Annotated in this window: 19 protein-coding genes and 5 tRNA genes; 18 read left to right on the forward strand and 6 right to left on the reverse strand. The window is 69.9% G+C overall.

What is annotated here, in order from left to right; translation table 11 throughout:
• The first annotated feature begins 67 nt into the window (after positions 1-67).
• The 7 genes from ADL29_RS02980 to ADL29_RS03010 all read left to right on the forward strand — a co-directional run bounded on the left by ADL29_RS02980 (position 68) and on the right by ADL29_RS03010 (position 2037).
• Complete coding sequence (locus ADL29_RS02980; RefSeq protein ID WP_245689105.1) at positions 68-691, forward strand: Uma2 family endonuclease; 624 nt, start codon at positions 68-70, stop codon at positions 689-691.
• 6 nt (positions 692-697) lie between these two features.
• On the forward strand, positions 698-1423 hold the full coding sequence (locus tag ADL29_RS02985) for an HAD family hydrolase (protein WP_053922159.1): 726 nt from the start codon (positions 698-700) through the stop codon (positions 1421-1423).
• Between the two features lie 90 nt (positions 1424-1513).
• A tRNA-Gln gene (locus tag ADL29_RS02990) sits at positions 1514-1585 on the forward strand.
• 21 nt (positions 1586-1606) lie between these two features.
• Positions 1607-1679: transfer RNA gene (locus ADL29_RS02995), tRNA-Glu, on the forward strand.
• Between the two features lie 64 nt (positions 1680-1743).
• Positions 1744-1816: transfer RNA gene (locus ADL29_RS03000), tRNA-Glu, on the forward strand.
• A gap of 16 nt (positions 1817-1832) precedes the next feature.
• A tRNA-Gln gene (locus ADL29_RS03005) sits at positions 1833-1904 on the forward strand.
• A 60-nt stretch (positions 1905-1964) separates the two neighbouring features.
• Positions 1965-2037 (forward strand) — tRNA-Glu (locus ADL29_RS03010).
• Between the two features lie 44 nt (positions 2038-2081).
• Here the strand turns inward: ADL29_RS03010 and ADL29_RS03015 are convergent.
• Positions 2082-2729 (reverse strand): MerR family transcriptional regulator, encoded by a 648-nt coding sequence (locus ADL29_RS03015; RefSeq protein ID WP_211274232.1) that lies wholly within the window; start codon positions 2727-2729, stop codon positions 2082-2084.
• Positions 2730-2872: 143 nt separating this feature from the next.
• Here ADL29_RS03015 and ADL29_RS03020 point away from each other — a divergent pair, with 143 nt between their 5' ends.
• Positions 2873-3352, forward strand: a complete 480-nt coding sequence (locus ADL29_RS03020) for a DUF4188 domain-containing protein (RefSeq protein ID WP_211274233.1) — start codon at positions 2873-2875, stop codon at positions 3350-3352.
• A gap of 208 nt (positions 3353-3560) precedes the next feature.
• Here the strand turns inward: ADL29_RS03020 and ndgR are convergent, their stop codons facing one another.
• On the reverse strand, positions 3561-4277 hold the full coding sequence (ndgR, locus tag ADL29_RS03025; RefSeq protein ID WP_030414225.1) for an IclR family transcriptional regulator NdgR: 717 nt from the start codon (positions 4275-4277) through the stop codon (positions 3561-3563).
• 174 nt (positions 4278-4451) lie between these two features.
• On the opposite strand from ndgR, the gene leuC reads away from it, so the two are divergent.
• From leuC to ADL29_RS03050, 5 genes are all read left to right on the forward strand, one after another.
• Positions 4452-5882: a 3-isopropylmalate dehydratase large subunit gene (gene leuC / locus ADL29_RS03030; protein ID WP_053922161.1), complete on the forward strand. Its 1431-nt coding sequence runs from the start codon at positions 4452-4454 to the stop codon at positions 5880-5882.
• A 3-nt stretch (positions 5883-5885) separates the two neighbouring features.
• Positions 5886-6494, forward strand: coding sequence for a 3-isopropylmalate dehydratase small subunit (gene leuD / locus ADL29_RS03035; protein ID WP_053922162.1), 609 nt, complete (start codon positions 5886-5888; stop codon positions 6492-6494).
• A 148-nt stretch (positions 6495-6642) separates the two neighbouring features.
• Positions 6643-6888, forward strand: coding sequence for an SCO5555 family protein (locus ADL29_RS03040; protein ID WP_046925819.1), 246 nt, complete (start codon positions 6643-6645; stop codon positions 6886-6888).
• 125 nt (positions 6889-7013) lie between these two features.
• Positions 7014-7667, forward strand: a complete 654-nt coding sequence (locus tag ADL29_RS03045; protein WP_053922163.1) for an HU family DNA-binding protein — start codon at positions 7014-7016, stop codon at positions 7665-7667.
• 92 nt (positions 7668-7759) lie between these two features.
• Entirely contained in the window at positions 7760-8005 is a 246-nt protein-coding gene (locus tag ADL29_RS03050; protein WP_053922164.1) for a hypothetical protein, read from the forward strand.
• Here the strand turns inward: ADL29_RS03050 and cofC are convergent.
• Positions 7986-8699, reverse strand: a complete 714-nt coding sequence (gene cofC, locus ADL29_RS03055; RefSeq protein WP_107094868.1) for a 2-phospho-L-lactate guanylyltransferase — start codon at positions 8697-8699, stop codon at positions 7986-7988. The genes ADL29_RS03050 and cofC overlap by 20 nt on opposite strands.
• Positions 8700-8830: 131 nt before the next feature.
• Here cofC and ADL29_RS03060 point away from each other — a divergent pair, with 131 nt between their 5' ends.
• The 3 genes from ADL29_RS03060 to ADL29_RS03070 all read left to right on the forward strand — a co-directional run bounded on the left by ADL29_RS03060 (position 8831) and on the right by ADL29_RS03070 (position 11894).
• Positions 8831-9679: a lysophospholipid acyltransferase family protein gene (locus tag ADL29_RS03060; RefSeq protein WP_046925816.1), complete on the forward strand. Its 849-nt coding sequence runs from the start codon at positions 8831-8833 to the stop codon at positions 9677-9679.
• Positions 9676-10677, forward strand: coding sequence for an NAD(P)H-dependent glycerol-3-phosphate dehydrogenase (locus tag ADL29_RS03065; protein WP_046925815.1), 1002 nt, complete (start codon positions 9676-9678; stop codon positions 10675-10677). Before ADL29_RS03060 ends, ADL29_RS03065 begins: the two co-directional genes overlap by 4 nt.
• Before the next feature lie 80 nt (positions 10678-10757).
• Positions 10758-11894, forward strand: a complete 1137-nt coding sequence (locus ADL29_RS03070) for a D-alanine--D-alanine ligase family protein (protein WP_053922165.1) — start codon at positions 10758-10760, stop codon at positions 11892-11894.
• Between the two features lie 6 nt (positions 11895-11900).
• Here the strand turns inward: ADL29_RS03070 and ADL29_RS03075 are convergent, their stop codons facing one another.
• Together ADL29_RS03075 and ADL29_RS03080 are read right to left on the reverse strand one after the other, a co-directional pair.
• Positions 11901-12377, reverse strand: coding sequence for a DUF3515 domain-containing protein (locus ADL29_RS03075; RefSeq protein WP_245689106.1), 477 nt, complete (start codon positions 12375-12377; stop codon positions 11901-11903).
• Between the two features lie 24 nt (positions 12378-12401).
• Positions 12402-12635, reverse strand: coding sequence for an Lrp/AsnC family transcriptional regulator (locus ADL29_RS03080; protein ID WP_046925812.1), 234 nt, complete (start codon positions 12633-12635; stop codon positions 12402-12404).
• A gap of 158 nt (positions 12636-12793) precedes the next feature.
• Between ADL29_RS03080 and ADL29_RS03085 the strand changes: the two genes are divergently transcribed.
• Both ADL29_RS03085 and thiD read left to right on the forward strand, forming a co-directional pair.
• Entirely contained in the window at positions 12794-13753 is a 960-nt protein-coding gene (locus tag ADL29_RS03085) for a thiamine-phosphate kinase (protein WP_053922167.1), read from the forward strand.
• A 72-nt stretch (positions 13754-13825) separates the two neighbouring features.
• Positions 13826-14632, forward strand: coding sequence for a bifunctional hydroxymethylpyrimidine kinase/phosphomethylpyrimidine kinase (gene thiD, locus ADL29_RS03090; RefSeq protein WP_053922168.1), 807 nt, complete (start codon positions 13826-13828; stop codon positions 14630-14632).
• 89 nt (positions 14633-14721) lie between these two features.
• Here the strand turns inward: thiD and rpmB are convergent, their stop codons facing one another.
• Positions 14722-14907, reverse strand: a complete 186-nt coding sequence (gene rpmB / locus ADL29_RS03095; protein WP_043266286.1) for a 50S ribosomal protein L28 — start codon at positions 14905-14907, stop codon at positions 14722-14724.
• Positions 14908-15045 lie beyond the last annotated feature (138 nt).

Below are 15045 nucleotides of genomic sequence, written 5' to 3' on the forward strand. Positions count from 1 at the left end.
GAAGCCGGTACGGCTTCCGGGCCCTCGTTGTATCCAGGACCGGACTACAACCTGGAAGGTGGGGACAATGACCGTGATAGAGGCAGAGACAAGAGGAGGGCTGACCGTGACCGCGCTCGCCGACCGGCCGCACATGCTGCTGAGCGAATTTGAAGAGCTGGCTCGTCTCGCCGCCCGGACTGCTGAGGGGCTGCGTCTGGAATTCATCAATGGAAGGTTGGGGATCAAGGCAGTGCCGGACGGGGACCACGCCGAGATCATCCGGTGGCTTCAGCAGGTGTGCATGCAGCACCGTCCCGACCTCGGGCTGTATGCCGAGAGGGGCCTCCAGATCAAGGCGTACCGCGAGGGCAGGGCGATCCCTGACGCGTCGCTCGCCAGGCCCGGCTCCTTTGCCGGGCACGGTGAGTGGAGCGAGCCCGAAGCCGTCCTGATGGCTGCCGAGGTGACCTCGTTCGACCGGGACGCCGACAGCCGGGACCGCCGGGAGAAGCCCCGTGCCTACGCGGAGGCGGGCATCCCGGTCTACCTGCTGATCGACCGCGACAGTTGCGAGGTCACGGTCTACTCGGAGCCCGACGGTGACCGCTACGACAAGGCCGTCATCGTGCCATTCGGCAAGCCAGCGACCCTCCCGGACCCCGTAGGCATCAAGCTCGACACCGAGCCGCTCAAGGACTGGGTGAACTGAAGCCCCATGCCCCTCCAAGCCGTCCTCTGGGACCTCGACGACACCCTCTTCGACTACACGGGATCGGACCGCGCCGGCGTTCTGCGCCACCTGGCGGCCGAGGGGCTGACGGCGGCCTACGGTGGCGAGGAGGCGGCGCTGGCGCGGTGGCAGGCGGCCATGGAGTGCGAGTTCGGCCGCTTTCTGGCCGGCGAGCTGGGGTTCGCCGAGCACCGCAGGGAGCGCGCCCGGACGTTCCTCGGGGTGGCGCTGTCCGACGACGAGGCGGACGCCTGGTTCGGGCGGTACGTAGCGCACTACCAGGCGTGCTGGACGCTCTTCCCCGACTCCGCGCCCGCCCTGGAGGCGCTGGCGCCCCTCGTCCGGCAGGCGGTGCTGTCCAACTCCGGCACTGCCAGTCAGGAGCGCAAGCTGGACGCTCTCGGGATCCACGGCTACTTCGAGGCGGTGCTGTGCGCCGATGAGCTGGGACACGCCAAACCCGCCCCGGAGGCGTTCCTGGCGGCCTGCGACGCCCTCGGCCTGCCGCCGCACGAGGTGGCCTACGTCGGCGACCGGCTGGACATCGACGCGCTCGGGGCCCGGGACGCCGGTCTGACCGCCGTCTGGCTGGACCGTACGGGCAGCGGGGAGGAGCCGCCGCCCGGCGTACGGCGCATCGGGAGCCTCGCGGAGCTGCCCGAGCTGTTGCGCGGAGTTATCGGTTTTGGTGCGCCGTCCACGATCAGGTAATGTTCTTCCTGCGCCGCCCGAGAGGGCCGAAAGGCCCGGCCGGGAAGCGCAAGTCAAACAAGACCCCCATCACCGGGGGTTGCGCTTTGATGGCCTATGGTGTAATTGGCAGCACGACTGATTCTGGTTCAGTTAGTCTAGGTTCGAGTCCTGGTAGGCCAGCTCGCAGAGCTTATCTGCAAAGCCCCCGTTGTGTAGCGGCCTAGCACGCCGCCCTCTCAAGGCGGTAGCGCCGGTTCGAATCCGGTCGGGGGTACAGATCCTTTCACTCCGTTTCCTTCGGGTCGCTCCCGGACGAGACGACGTTGAGGATCGCTAGGGCCCCCGTTGTGTAGCGGCCTAGCACGCCGCCCTCTCAAGGCGGTAGCGCCGGTTCGAATCCGGTCGGGGGTACTGGTCTAAACCACCATGGGCTATGGTGTAATTGGCAGCACGAGTGATTCTGGTTCATTTAGTCTAGGTTCGAGTCCTGGTAGCCCAGCGCAGCGTGTCCTCGCGACAGGCTCAACTGCAGACGAGAATCTCAACTGCAGCAAGACTTGCCCCCGTTGTGTAGCGGCCTAGCACGCCGCCCTCTCAAGGCGGTAGCGCCGGTTCGAATCCGGTCGGGGGTACAGAGAAGAAGGCCCCCCGCATCATGCGGGGGGCCTTCTCGCGTTCAACCGTCGGTGCCGAAGCGCCGGTTGGACTCCTCCGCCTCCGCCAGGCGGCGCAGGCTCAGCAGTACGGGCTCGTAGAGCACCGTCAAGGCCACGGCCGCCTCCACCTGCCCCTCCGGTGTCGGGAACTCCTCGACCAGATCCAGGTCGAAGACCGCCAGCTGTTCCGCCTGGCGGGCGTACGGCAGCAGATGCGCGGTGTCGCAGGCGTAGCCGAGGTGATCCAGTGCCGCGATGGCGGCGACGAGCATGCCGAAAGGCCGGGAGGCGGCCGTGACTTCGAGGTTGAAGCGCCAGCCGAGGAGCTCCAGCAGCTCGGTGGCGGTGCGCCGGGCGGCGGCGGTCGCGGGGTCCGTCTCGTCGGCCTCCGGGCCGTGGGGGAGCGCCTCGACGGCCGCGCCCAGCCGGTGGTGGTGATTGAGCGAGTCGTCCTCGATGGCGGCCAGCACCTCGCGGGCGGTGGTCACCGGAATCCGGCCGACCTGGATCAGGGCCCGCACCAGCCGCAGCCGGCGCAGATGCTCCTCGCCGTACTCGGACTGGGTGGCGGTGATCCGGCGGCCCGGCGGCAGCAGCCGTTCGCGCAGGTAGTACTTGATCGTGGGGGTGGACACCCCGCTGCGTTCGCTCAGCTCCGCCAGTCGCACCGTGCCTGCGCCCTTTCCTCGTCGGCTTCCCGTTCCGGCTTCCCGTTCCGGTTCCCCTTGCATCTCGCATTGGAGAGTGTCACTATCTAAACATGGATAGCGAGGCTATCCAACAGCTATCCAATGCGGCCAAGGGGGTTGTCATGGGCGGTAAGCCGGTGCAGGGGCGGATGACGGCGGACGGCGACGGGGAGGCGGTGGTCTTCCTCATCGGGATGCGGGTCAACAGCTGGTGGGCGGTGCGCAGTTGGCTGCCGGTGTTCCTGGCGATGCCGCGGATGATGAAGGAGCTGGGGAAGGAGAAGGAGCGGGGGTTGCTCGGGTACCGGCCCCTGCCGGGCCTGCGGGTCTTCGGCGCGCTGCAGTACTGGGAATCGAAGGAGAAGCTGCTGGCGTACGCCAGTGACCAGGGCGGCGAGCACCGGCCGGCCTGGGCGGCGTTCAACCGGCGGGTGCGGGCGGGCCGGGGCAAGGTCGGCGTCTGGCACGAGACCTATGCCGTCCCGGCGGGCTCGTACGAGAGCATCTACGTCAACATGCCGCCCTTCGGCCTGGGGGCGGTCCGCGGAGTGGTGCCGGTCGGCCGCCGCGGGGAGCGGGCGGCGGAGCGGCTGGCCGCCTGACCCGGCCAGGGGGTCGGTCGCGGTGTGCACGGCAGCACCGCAACCGGCAACGGCTCCTGCCCCGGCCCGCTCCGTCGCGGGGTGCCCGCGGGCGGCTGAGCGGCCCGGCTGCCTGATCTGCAGGGAAGTCGGCCCCGTGCAGTGTTTCCGGCCCGTGAAGAGGCCCCGGCCCCGTACGGACGATCCGTACGGGGCCGGGGCGTCGCCGTCAGCCGTTCCGCCGCAGGCCCTCGGAGAGGCGGGCGGCCGCGTCGATGACCGCCTGCGCGTGCATCCGGCCCGGGTGGCGGGTCAGCCGCTCGATGGGGCCGGAGACGGACACGGCGGCCACCACGCGGTTGGAGGGGCCGCGTACGGGGGCGGAGACGGACGCCACGCCGGGCTCGCGCTCGCCGATCGACTGGGCCCAGCCGCGGCGCCGTACGCCGGACAGGGCGGTGGCCGTGAAGCGGGCGCCCTGGAGGCCGCGGTGCAGCCGCTCCGGCTCCTCCCAGGCCATCAGGATCTGGGCGGCCGAGCCCGCCTTCATGGGGAGCGTGGAGCCGACCGGGACGGTGTCCCGCAGTCCGGACAGCCGTTCCGCCGCCGCCACGCAGATGCGCATATCGCCCTGCCGGCGATAGAGCTGGGCGCTCTCGCCCGTCACATCGCGCAGGTGGGTCAGCACCGGTCCGGCCGTGGCCAGGAGGCGGTCCTCGCCGGCCGCCGCGGCCAGCTCGGAGAGCCGCGGGCCCAGGATGAACCGGCCCTGCATGTCCCTCGCCACCATCCGGTGGTGTTCCAGAGCCACGGCCAGCCGGTGGGCCGTGGGTCGTGCAAGCCCTGTCGCCGCGACCAGCCCGGCGAGGGTGGCCGGACCGGACTCCAGAGCGCTCAGTACGAGAGCCGCCTTGTCGAGAACGCCGACGCCGCTAGAGTTGTCCATGCAACGATACTCACGTCTCACACTGTGAAACGCAAGTTCAATTTTCCAGGGAAGTCGTCAGTCTGTAGGTGTGGCCCTCGACCAGGGCCCGGCGTCGCGCCCGTCAAGGGGATTTCCGCGGGCACCGCGCATGGACGAGCAAGGCCGGCACAGCGGCCGGCCGGAGGGAAAGCGATGGGACGGACACTCGCGGAGAAGGTCTGGGACGATCATGTCGTCCGGCGCGCGGAAGGCGAGCCCGACCTCCTCTTCATCGATCTGCACCTGCTGCACGAGGTCACCAGCCCGCAGGCGTTCGACGGCCTCCGCAAGGCCGGCCGCCAGGTGCGCCGTACGGACCTGACCATCGCCACCGAGGATCACAACACCCCGACCCTCGACATCGACAAGCCCATCGCGGACCCGGTCTCGCGCACCCAGCTGGAGACGCTGCGCAAGAACTGCGCGGAGTTCGGCGTGCGGCTGCACCCGCTGGGCGATGTCGAGCAGGGCGTTGTCCACGTTGTGGGACCGCAGTTGGGACTGACCCAGCCCGGCACCACCGTGGTCTGCGGTGACAGTCACACCTCCACCCACGGAGCCTTCGGCGCCCTGGCGTTCGGCATCGGCACCAGCCAGGTCGAGCACGTCCTGGCCACCCAGACGCTGCCGCTGGCCCCGTTCAAGACCATGGCGATCACCGTCGACGGCGAGCTGCCCGAGGGTGTCACCGCCAAGGACCTCATCCTGGCGATCATCGCCAAGATCGGCACCGGCGGCGGCCAGGGCTATGTCCTGGAGTACCGCGGCCCGGCCATCGAGAAGCTGTCGATGGAAGCCCGGATGACCATCTGCAACATGTCGATCGAGGCGGGTGCGCGGGCCGGCATGATCGCCCCCGACCGGACCACCTTCGACTACCTCCAGGGCCGCGACCACGCCCCCAAGGGCGAGGACTGGGACGCCGCGGTCGCCTACTGGAAGACGCTGCGCACCGACGACGACGCGGTCTTCGACGCCGAGGTGCACATCGACGCCGCCTCCCTGTCGCCTTTCGTCACCTGGGGCACCAACCCCGGCCAGGGCGCGCCGCTTTCGGCAAGCGTCCCCGACCCGGCTTCGTACGAGGACGCCTCGGAGCGGCTGGCCGCCGAAAAGGCCCTGGAATACATGGGGTTGACCGCAGGTCAGCCGCTGCGCGAGATCACCGTGGACACCGTCTTCGTAGGTTCGTGCACCAATGGCCGTATCGAGGACCTGCGCTCGGCGGCGTCGGTCCTGGAAGGGCGCAAGATCGCGGATGGCGTACGGATGCTGATCGTGCCCGGCTCGGTCCGGGTCGCCCTCGAAGCCGTTGCCGAGGGCCTGGACAAGGTCTTCACCACGGCGGGCGCCGAATGGCGGCACGCGGGTTGCTCGATGTGCCTGGGTATGAATCCCGACCAGCTGGCGCCCGGCGAGCGCTCCGCGTCCACCTCCAACCGCAACTTCGAGGGACGCCAGGGCAAGGGCGGCCGCACCCACCTGGTCTCGCCGCAGGTGGCCGCCGCAACGGCGGTTCTCGGCCATCTGGCCTCACCGGCCGACCTGTCCGACGCAGCCGTCGCCACGCCCGCGGGAGTCTGAACCATGGAAGCTTTCACCACCCACACCGGCCGGGCCGTCCCGCTGCGCCGCAGCAATGTCGACACCGACCAGATCATCCCGGCGCACTGGCTGAAGAAGGTCACCCGCGACGGCTTCGAGGACGGGCTGTTCGAGGCCTGGCGCAAGGATCCGGCCTTCGTCCTCAACCAGGAGGTGTACAAGGGTGCCACCGTCCTGGTGGCGGGCCCCGACTTCGGCACCGGCTCGTCGCGTGAGCACGCCGTCTGGGCGCTGCAGAACTACGGCTTCAAGGCCGTCATCTCCTCGCGGTTCGCGGACATCTTCCGCGGCAACTCCCTCAAGAACGGCCTGCTGACGGTGGTCCTGCCGCAGGAGACCGTCGACCGGCTGCAGAAGCTGGTGGAGGCCGACCCCACCGCCGAGGTGACGGTCGACCTGGTCGGGCGGCAGGTGCGCGCCGAGGCTCCCGGACATTCCAAGCTGACGGCGGACTTCGAGCTGGACGAGAACGCCCGTTGGCGGCTGCTCGAAGGCCTGGACGACATCAGCCTCACCCTTCGGGAGGAGTCGTCCATCGTGACGTACGAGGCGAATCGCCCGTCGTTCAAACCGCGGACCCTCGAGGTCTGACCTCGAGGCCTGACCTCGGGTTTTTGGCTCAAAGAGTTATTGCGTACGATGCGCCCCCTGTGCAGTTGGCAGGGGGCGCTTCGGCTTGCTGAGGCGGCTGTTGAGGCCCCGTGAAGCGACAACTCGCCGCAGATGGCACAATTAGCGCATGGAACGCGACGGCCAACTCGAGCTCTACGGGTTCGTCGCCGACCGACTCAAGGACGCACACGCAAGAGTGCGGACACTGCAAGTCCCGGAGGGCGTACGGATGGCGCTGACCCGGAAGCTGCTCGTCATCACGGCCGCGGCTAAACACGATCTTGCGGACGCGGCAAGGCGTCTGGAGTGGTTCATGGAAGACCTCGATGAAGGTCGTTATCCCGAAGATGTGCACCGCGACTCAAGTCCGTGAAGGTCGAGATTGTTGCGGCACAAGGGTGATTAGCCCGTTTCGTGTTTGATTTGCGGTATGTATCTGCCTAACGTGCGAAAAAGCTTGGAAACTTTCGTTCCAGCAATGTCTCCGAAGGGGAAGACGTGAACAAGGCGCAGCTCGTAGAAGCCATTGCCGACAAGCTCGGCGGCCGCCAGAACGCCGCGGACGCGGTGGACGCGGTACTGGACGCAATCGTCCGTGCAGTTGTCGGCGGCGACCGTGTTTCGGTCACCGGATTCGGCTCGTTCGAGAAGGTCGACCGTCCGGCCCGCTATGCCCGCAACCCGCAGACGGGTGAGCGCGTGCGGGTCAAGAAGACCTCGGTGCCGCGATTCCGCGCCGGTCAGGGCTTCAAGGACCTGGTGAGCGGCTCGAAGAAGCTCCCCAAGGGCGGCGAGGTTGCCGTCAAGAAGGCCCCCAAGGGCAGCCTGACGGGCGCGGCCGCCCCGACGGTGAAGAAGGCCGCCGCGAAGAAGGCAGCTGCCAAGAAGGCCGCTGCCAAGAAGGTGACGGCGAAGAAGGCCGCGGCGAAGAAGGCACCCGCGAAGAAGGTCACCGCGAAGAAGGTGACGGCGAAGAAGGCACCCGCGAAGGCCGCAGCCAAGAAGACGACGGCGGCGAAGAAGACCACGGCCAAGAAGGCCACCGCGAAGAAGACCGCCCCCGCCAAGAAGGCGACGGCGAAGAAGGCGCCCGCCAAGAAGGCCACGGCGCGCAAGACCACCGCCAAGAAGACCACCGCCCGCAAGCGGTGAACAGCGGCGACGCCAAGCGCCGGGCCGGTCTCCCTTCGGGGAGCCCGGCCCGCGGTGCGTTCACGGCAGGGCCCTGAACTAGGCTTTCTCCCATGCAGGCCACCGCGTACACCTACGACGACGCCACTCGCTCCGGCAGCGTGCTGCTGGACGACGGCACCCCGCTGCCCTTCGACGCGGCGGCGTTCGACGCGGGCGGGCTGCGGCTGCTGCGCCCTGGTCAGCGGGTGCGGATCGAGTTCGCGGGTGAGGCGGGCGGGGGCGACGGCGCCGAAGCGGGCGCGGAGGGCGCGGGCGACGGCCGGCGGATCGTCCTCATCACGCTCCAGACGCTCTGACGCCGGACGGCAGGCTCTGAGGGCCTGTGCGGGCACCGAACGCCAGCCGCGGCGCCTGGCGCGCCGTATGCGGCCCCACGCCCAGCGCCAGCGCCGCCCGCAGATCTTCACCGGTGTCCACATCCCGCCGCACCGACGGCACCTCGAGCGCGGTGATCTCCCGCGCCCCGGACGCCAGGTGACGCGCCCGCGAAGCGCCGCCGAATGCCGGTGCCAATTCCACGCCGGAAGTCGCACTGAGAAGTGTTGTCCCGATATCCGCCGCATCCGCGAGAAATGCGCGGGGAAATAGCGCGGCGGAATGGAGCACCAGTTCCAGCTCGGCCGGACGCAACGCCGGAAGATCGGCGTTCAGCGCCGCCACCGGGGCACCGGGGCGGCGCGCCCGTACCGCGTCCGCACCGTGCGCAAGCGCGGCGTTGAGCCCGCGGCCCGGAGTGTCGGGCACGATGCGCGCCCCCAGGGCCGCCAGCCGCTCCCCGGCCTCCGGATCGTCCGTGACAACCGCCACATCGCGCACATCGTCACAGGCCAGCGCGGCGGACACGGTGTCCAGGGCGAATGCGAGGGCCAACTGCGGCCGGAAGCGTTCACCGGCGGCCTTTGCGAGCCTGCTTTTGGCCCGCACCAGGGGTTTCAGCGGCACGACCAGGCTCCAGCCCGCATCCGCTCCGTCTCTTGTCATCCGCAGCATTCTCGCCCGCACCCGCCGTCGACCGACAGCGGCGGGGTTACGGTGTTCTCGACATAGCGGGTACCCGGAGCGACACTTGTGCGGCTGCCGGCCCGGCGCAGCTTCGCAGGTCCCACAAGGAGGGTGTCCAAGTGTCCCGCCGCAGAATCGGCTTCTGGTACCGCTTGGCCGCGGTCATCTGCAAACCGCCGCTCTTGGTTCTGTTCAAGCGGGACTGGCAGGGAATGGAGCACATTCCGGCTGACGGCGGATTTATCACCGCGGTCAACCACAACTCGTATCTCGACCCGCTCGCCTATGCGCACTATCAGTACAACACCGGACGGGTTCCGCGATTCCTCGCCAAGTCCGGGCTCTTCAAGAGCGGCTTTGTCGGACTGATGATGCGGCGCCTCGAACAGATCCCCGTCTACCGGGAAACCACCGACGCGGCCACCGCGTTCCGGGCCGCCGTCGCCGCGATCGACAAGGGCGAGTGCGTCGCCTTCTACCCCGAGGGCACCCTCACCCGCGACCCCGAGATGTGGCCCATGCAGGGCAAGACCGGTGCCGCACGTGTGGCGTTGCTGACCAAGGCACCGGTCATTCCCGTCGCCCAGTGGGGCGCGAATGCGGTGATGCCGCCGTACGCCAAGGAGAAGAAGCTCCGGCTCTTCCCGCGCAAGACACTCAGGGTGAAGGCGGGCCCGCCGGTCGACCTGAGCGAGTTCTACGGCAAGGAGCCCACCGCCGAGGTGCTGCGCGCCGTCACCGAGACCATCATGGCCGCGATCACCGAGCAGCTGGCCCTGCTGCGCGACGAGCCCGCGCCCGCCGAACCGTACGACTACCGCAAGGCCATCGCCCGCGAGCGCCGCGCCGCCCGAGAGGCCGCCAAGGCCGCCACGGACGCGCTCATGGAGCCCGGCCGGGGCGGGGCCGTCGCCGCTACCGAGCGGGCCGGAAGCACCCCGCAGGCACAGGAGGATGACAGCAAGTGACGCGCTGCGCCGTCTTCGGCACGGGGTCCTGGGGCACCGCATTCGCGATGGTGCTCGCCGACGCGGGATGCGAGGTGACCCTCTGGGGGCGCCGCGCGGGCGTCGTCGACGCCATCAACACCGGCCGCACCAACCCCGACTACCTGCCCGGGGTCACCCTCCCCGAGTCCGTACGGGCCACCACCGACCCGGCGGAAGCGGCCCGTGACGCGGACTTCACCGTCCTCGCCGTCCCCTCGCAGACCCTGCGCGCGAACCTCACCGAGTGGGCGCCCCTGCTGGCCGACGACACGGTCCTGGTCTCCCTCATGAAGGGTGTCGAACTGGGCACTGCCAAGCGCATGAGCGAGGTCATCGAGGAAGTTGCCAAGGTTCCCGCCGCTCGCGTCGCAGTGCTGACCGGCCCCAACCTCGCCAAGGAGATTGCCGCCCGCCAGCCCGCCGCCGCGGTCGTGGCCTGCGCCGACGAAGCGGTCGCCCGGCGGCTGCAGACCGCCTGCCACACCCCGTACTTCCGCCCGTACACCAACACCGACGTGGTCGGCTGCGAACTGGGCGGTGCGGTCAAGAACGTCATCGCGCTCGCCGTCGGCATCGCCACCGGCATGGGCCTGGGCGACAACGCCAAGGCGTCCCTGATCACCCGGGGCCTGGCCGAGACGACCCGCCTGGGCCTGGCCATGGGCGCCGACGCGCACACCTTCGCGGGCCTGGCCGGCATGGGAGACCTGGTCGCCACCTGCTCCTCGCCGCTGTCGCGCAACAACACCTTCGGTACCAACCTGGGCCGCGGCATGACGCTGGAGGAGACCATCGCGGTCACCAAGCAGACCGCCGAGGGCGTCAAGTCGTGCGAGTCCGTTCGGGATCTGGCCCGCCGGCACGGCGTCGACATGCCGCTGACCGAGACGGTCGTGGACATCGTCCACGAGGGCAAGCCGCCGATGCTCGCCCTCAAGGACCTGATGTCGCGCACCGCCAAGCCGGAGAGGCACTGAAGGGGCCGGGGCCCGTCCGGCGGTACGACCCGGTGCCGAGCACTGACTCCCGGCCACCCAGCAGGTACTCTCAACGCGTTATGAGCAGCCAGACCTCCTCCCACAAGCCCCGCGTCGCCGTCGTCTTCGGCGGCCGCAGCTCCGAGCACGGCATCTCCGTGGTCACCGCCGGCGCCGTCATGCGCGCCATCGACCGCGAGAAGTACGACGTGCTGCCCATCGGCATCACCACCGACGGGCGCTGGGCGCTGACCGCCGACGACCCCGAGCGGATGGCCATCGCGGACCGGCAGCTGCCCACCGTGGCCGCGCTCGCCGAGTCCACCGAGGGCGGGGTTGTGCTCCCGGTCGACCCGACCAACCGCGAGATCGTCTACACCGAGCCCGGCTCGGTGCCCAAGGCCCTCGGCGAGGTCGACGTCGTCTTCCCCGTCCTGCACGGCCCCTACGGCGAGGACGGCACCCTCCAGGGCCTGCTGGAGCTCTCCGGCGTCCCCTACGTCGGCTCGGGCGTCCTCGCCTCCGCCGTCGGCCAGGACAAGGACTACATGAAGCGGGTGTTCACCTCCTTCGGGCTGCCCGTCGGCCCGTACGAGGTCATCCGCCCCCGTGAGTGGGAACAGGACCCTGCGGCCGCCCGCAAGAAGATCGTCGACTTCGCCGGCGACCACGGCTGGCCGCTGTTCGTGAAGCCCGCACGGGCCGGTTCGTCCATCGGCATCACCAAGGTCGACGACCTCGCGGGCCTGGACGACGCCATCGAGGAGGCCCGCCGCCACGACCCCAAGGTCATCGTCGAGGCGCTGCTGCGCGGCCGCGAGATCGAGTGCGGGGTGCTGGAGTTCGAGGACGGCCCGCGCGCCAGCGTCCCGGCCGAGATCCCGCCCGTCACCGCGCACGACTTCTACGACTTCGAGGCCAAGTACATCGACTCGGCCGACGGCATCGTGCCCGCCCCGCTGACCCCCGAGCAGACCGCCGAGGTGCAGCGGCTGGCCGTCGAGGCCTTCGAGGCGGCCTCCTGCGAGGGCCTGGTGCGTTCGGACTTCTTCCTGCAGGACAACGGCGAGTTCGTGATCAACGAGATCAATACGCTGCCCGGCTTCACGCCCATCTCGATGTACCCGCGGATGTGGCAGGAGAGCGGTGTGAGCTACCCGGAGCTGATCGACCGGCTGCTGCAGGCCGCGCTGACCCGCTCCACGGGGCTGCGCTGAGCGGCTCTAGACGCCCGTCGGAACGGTCCTCTTGACGGCGCCCGCGAGGTCGGTGAGCACATTGACCTCGGGGGCGTACTTCCCCGGCACGGTCACCTCGACATAGGCCTTGCGCAGCACGGTCGTGAAGCGGTAACCGTCGTCCTGCTTCTCGAACAGCCACTGGACGCCGTCGACCTCCGCCGCGTCCGCCCTGGGGTTGTAATGTTCACTCCCGTACGTCAGAACGTCGGGCTTGGCCACTCCACAGCGCAGTGTCACGGCAGGATCGCCCCATATGGCAGTGAAGTCGGAGACGGGCTCGGCGGTACCGCGCCGCAGCCCGTCCACGGTCTTCGGCAACTCCTTGTGGAGCGCCCGGCAGTGGCGCGCCGCGCCGCCCTGGGGGGAGGGCACCGCGACATCCGGCGAAGCGCAGCCCGCCGCCGCGAACAGCACGGTGAGCAGCGAAGGAAGGGCCAGGTACGGGCGGCGCACGGACATCACCCGGCCGAGCATACGGGGGAACTACAGATGAACCACCGGGCAGGTGAGCGTCCGCGTGATGCCCTCCACTTGCTGGACCTTGGCGACCACCATGCGGCCCAGCTCGTCCACGGTGTCGGCCTGCGCCCGCACGATCACGTCATAGGGTCCGGTCACGTCCTCGGCCTGCAGCACGCCGGGGATCTTCGCGATCACCTCTGCCACGGCGGAGGCCTTGCCGACCTCGGTCTGGATCAGGATGTACGCCTGTACCACGGGACCTCCAGGGCGGCTACCGGGATCATGTGGGAAGAAGGGACGCCACGGTACCGCGTCACCGTGCGGAGCGGGGAGACCCGCGCGGTGAAAGCGGCGAGTGCGGCGCAGTCGTCAGCCAAGTACGGACGGTCCGTACGCATGGGAAGGGCAACAGCATGAAGGGCACCGTGGGCGAGCTGGGGGAATTCGGGCTGATCAAGGAGCTCACCGCCCGGCTCACTTCCACCCCGGCCGTACGCATCGGGCCGGGGGACGACGCCGCGGTGGTCACCGCGCCCGACCGGAGGGTGGTGGCCAGCACCGACGTCCTCCTGGAAGGCCGGCACTTCCGCCGTGACTGGTCCACCGCCTACGACGTCGGCCGCAAGGCCGCCGCACAGAACCTCGCCGACATCGCGGCCATGGGCGCGGTGCCCACCGCGATCCTGCTCGGGCTGGTCGTCCCCGCGGAACTCCCCGCAACCTGGGCGACCGAGCTGATGGACGGGCTGCGCGACGAATGCCAGGTGGCCGGCGCCGCGGTGGTCGGCGGCGATGTCGTACGCGGCGAGATCATCACCGTCGCCATCACCGCGCTCGGCGATCTGCGCAATGCCGAACCGGTCACCCGCGGCGGCGCCCAGCCCGGCGATGTGGTCGCGGTGACCGGCTGGCTCGGCTGGTCCGCCGCCGGGCACGCCGTGCTCGCCCGCGGTTTCCGCTCGCCGCGCGCCTTCGTCGAGGCGCACCGCCGGCCCGAGCCCCCGTACCACGCGGGCCCCGCCGCCGCCGGACTCGGCGCCACGGCCATGACGGACGTCAGCGACGGGCTGGTCGCCGACCTCGGGCACATCGCCGAGGCCAGCAAGGTCCGTATCGATCTGCGCTCCGCCGCCATCGACATCCCCTCGCAGATGTCCGACATCGGCACCGCCGTCGGCGTCGACCCGATGCAGTGGGTGCTCAACGGCGGCGAGGACCACGCCATCGTGGCCACCTTCCCGCCGGACGTGAAGCTGCCCGCGCGGTGGAAGGTCATCGGCGAGGTCCTCAACCCGTCCGCGCTGCCCCAGGTCACCGTGGACGGCGCCCCCTGGGCGAAGGCCGGCTGGGACCACTTCGGGGACAACGAGTAGAGGGGGCGGCGCGGTAGCGGCGTCTTCTGGGGGTGGAGGTCGGGTGACGGGAGGGCGAGTAGATTCGGCGGTATGCCCACACCTCCCCGCGTGCTGACCGTCGCCGGCTCCGACTCCGGCGGCGGCGCCGGCATCCAGGCCGACCTCAAGACGATGCTGGCCCTGGGCACGCACGGTATGAGCGTGCTCACCGCCGTCACCGCGCAGAACTCGCTCGGTGTGCAGGGCGCGTGGGAGCTGCCCGCCGAGGCCGTACGGGCCCAGTTCCGCAGCGTCGTCGACGACATCGGCGTTCAGGCCGTCAAGACCGGGATGCTCTCCTCGGCCGGGCTCGTCGAGACCGTCGCGGAACTCCTCGCCGGCCTGGACGTCCCGGTCGTCATCGATCCCGTCGGCGTCTCCAAGCACGGCGATCCGCTGCTGGCCGAGAGCGCCCTGGACGCGGTCCGCACCGAGCTGCTGCCGACCGCCACCGTCGCCACCCCCAACCTGGACGAGGTCGCCCAGCTCACCGGCGTACACGTCCGGGAGGAGGCCGATATGCGGCGGGCCGCTGCCGCGGTGCTGGAGTTCGGGCCGCGCTGGGCGCTCGTCAAGGGCGGCCACCTGGCCGCCGGTGCCGGTTCCGGGGACGCCGTGGACCTCCTTACCGACGGCACCGAGGAACACTGGCTGCGCGCCCCCCGCCACGACAACCGGCACACCCACGGCACCGGCTGCACCCTCGCCAGCGCGATCGCCGCACAGCTCGCCAAGGGAGACACCGTGCCGCAGGCCGCCGCCGCGGCCAAGGAGTACGTCACCGGCGCGATCGCGGCCGGTTTCCGGCTCGGCACGGGCATCGGGCCGGTCGACCACGGCTGGCGCCTGCGGGGCTGAACCCCGCCCCGGGAACGGCAAAAGCCGGTCCACCACGACGGTGGACCGGCTTCACAAGCAACCGGCTGGGCTGCGCTACGGCGAAGGCGTCAGCGCGAGACCTTGCCGGCCTTGATGCACGAGGTGCAGGCGTTCAGCTTCTTCGGCGTGCGCCCGACCACCGCACGGACCGTCTGGATGTTGGGGTTCCAACGACGGTTGGTACGGCGGTGCGAGTGCGAGACACTCTTGCCGAAGCCCGGCCCCTTGCCGCAGACGTCGCAGTTGGCAGCCACGGGTCACTCCAAAGACTTCAGATGCACTTACGGTGAAATCCTGACGGGCCGAGTGCATTGACCGACCGGCGTCGCCAGGAGAGGAAATGGCCCGATTTTCATCGGGCAACCGGAGCAGCATACAACGACCGCTCCCGC

The organism is Streptomyces chattanoogensis (assembly GCF_001294335.1).
In the GTDB taxonomy this organism is placed as follows: domain Bacteria; phylum Actinomycetota; class Actinomycetes; order Streptomycetales; family Streptomycetaceae; genus Streptomyces; species Streptomyces chattanoogensis.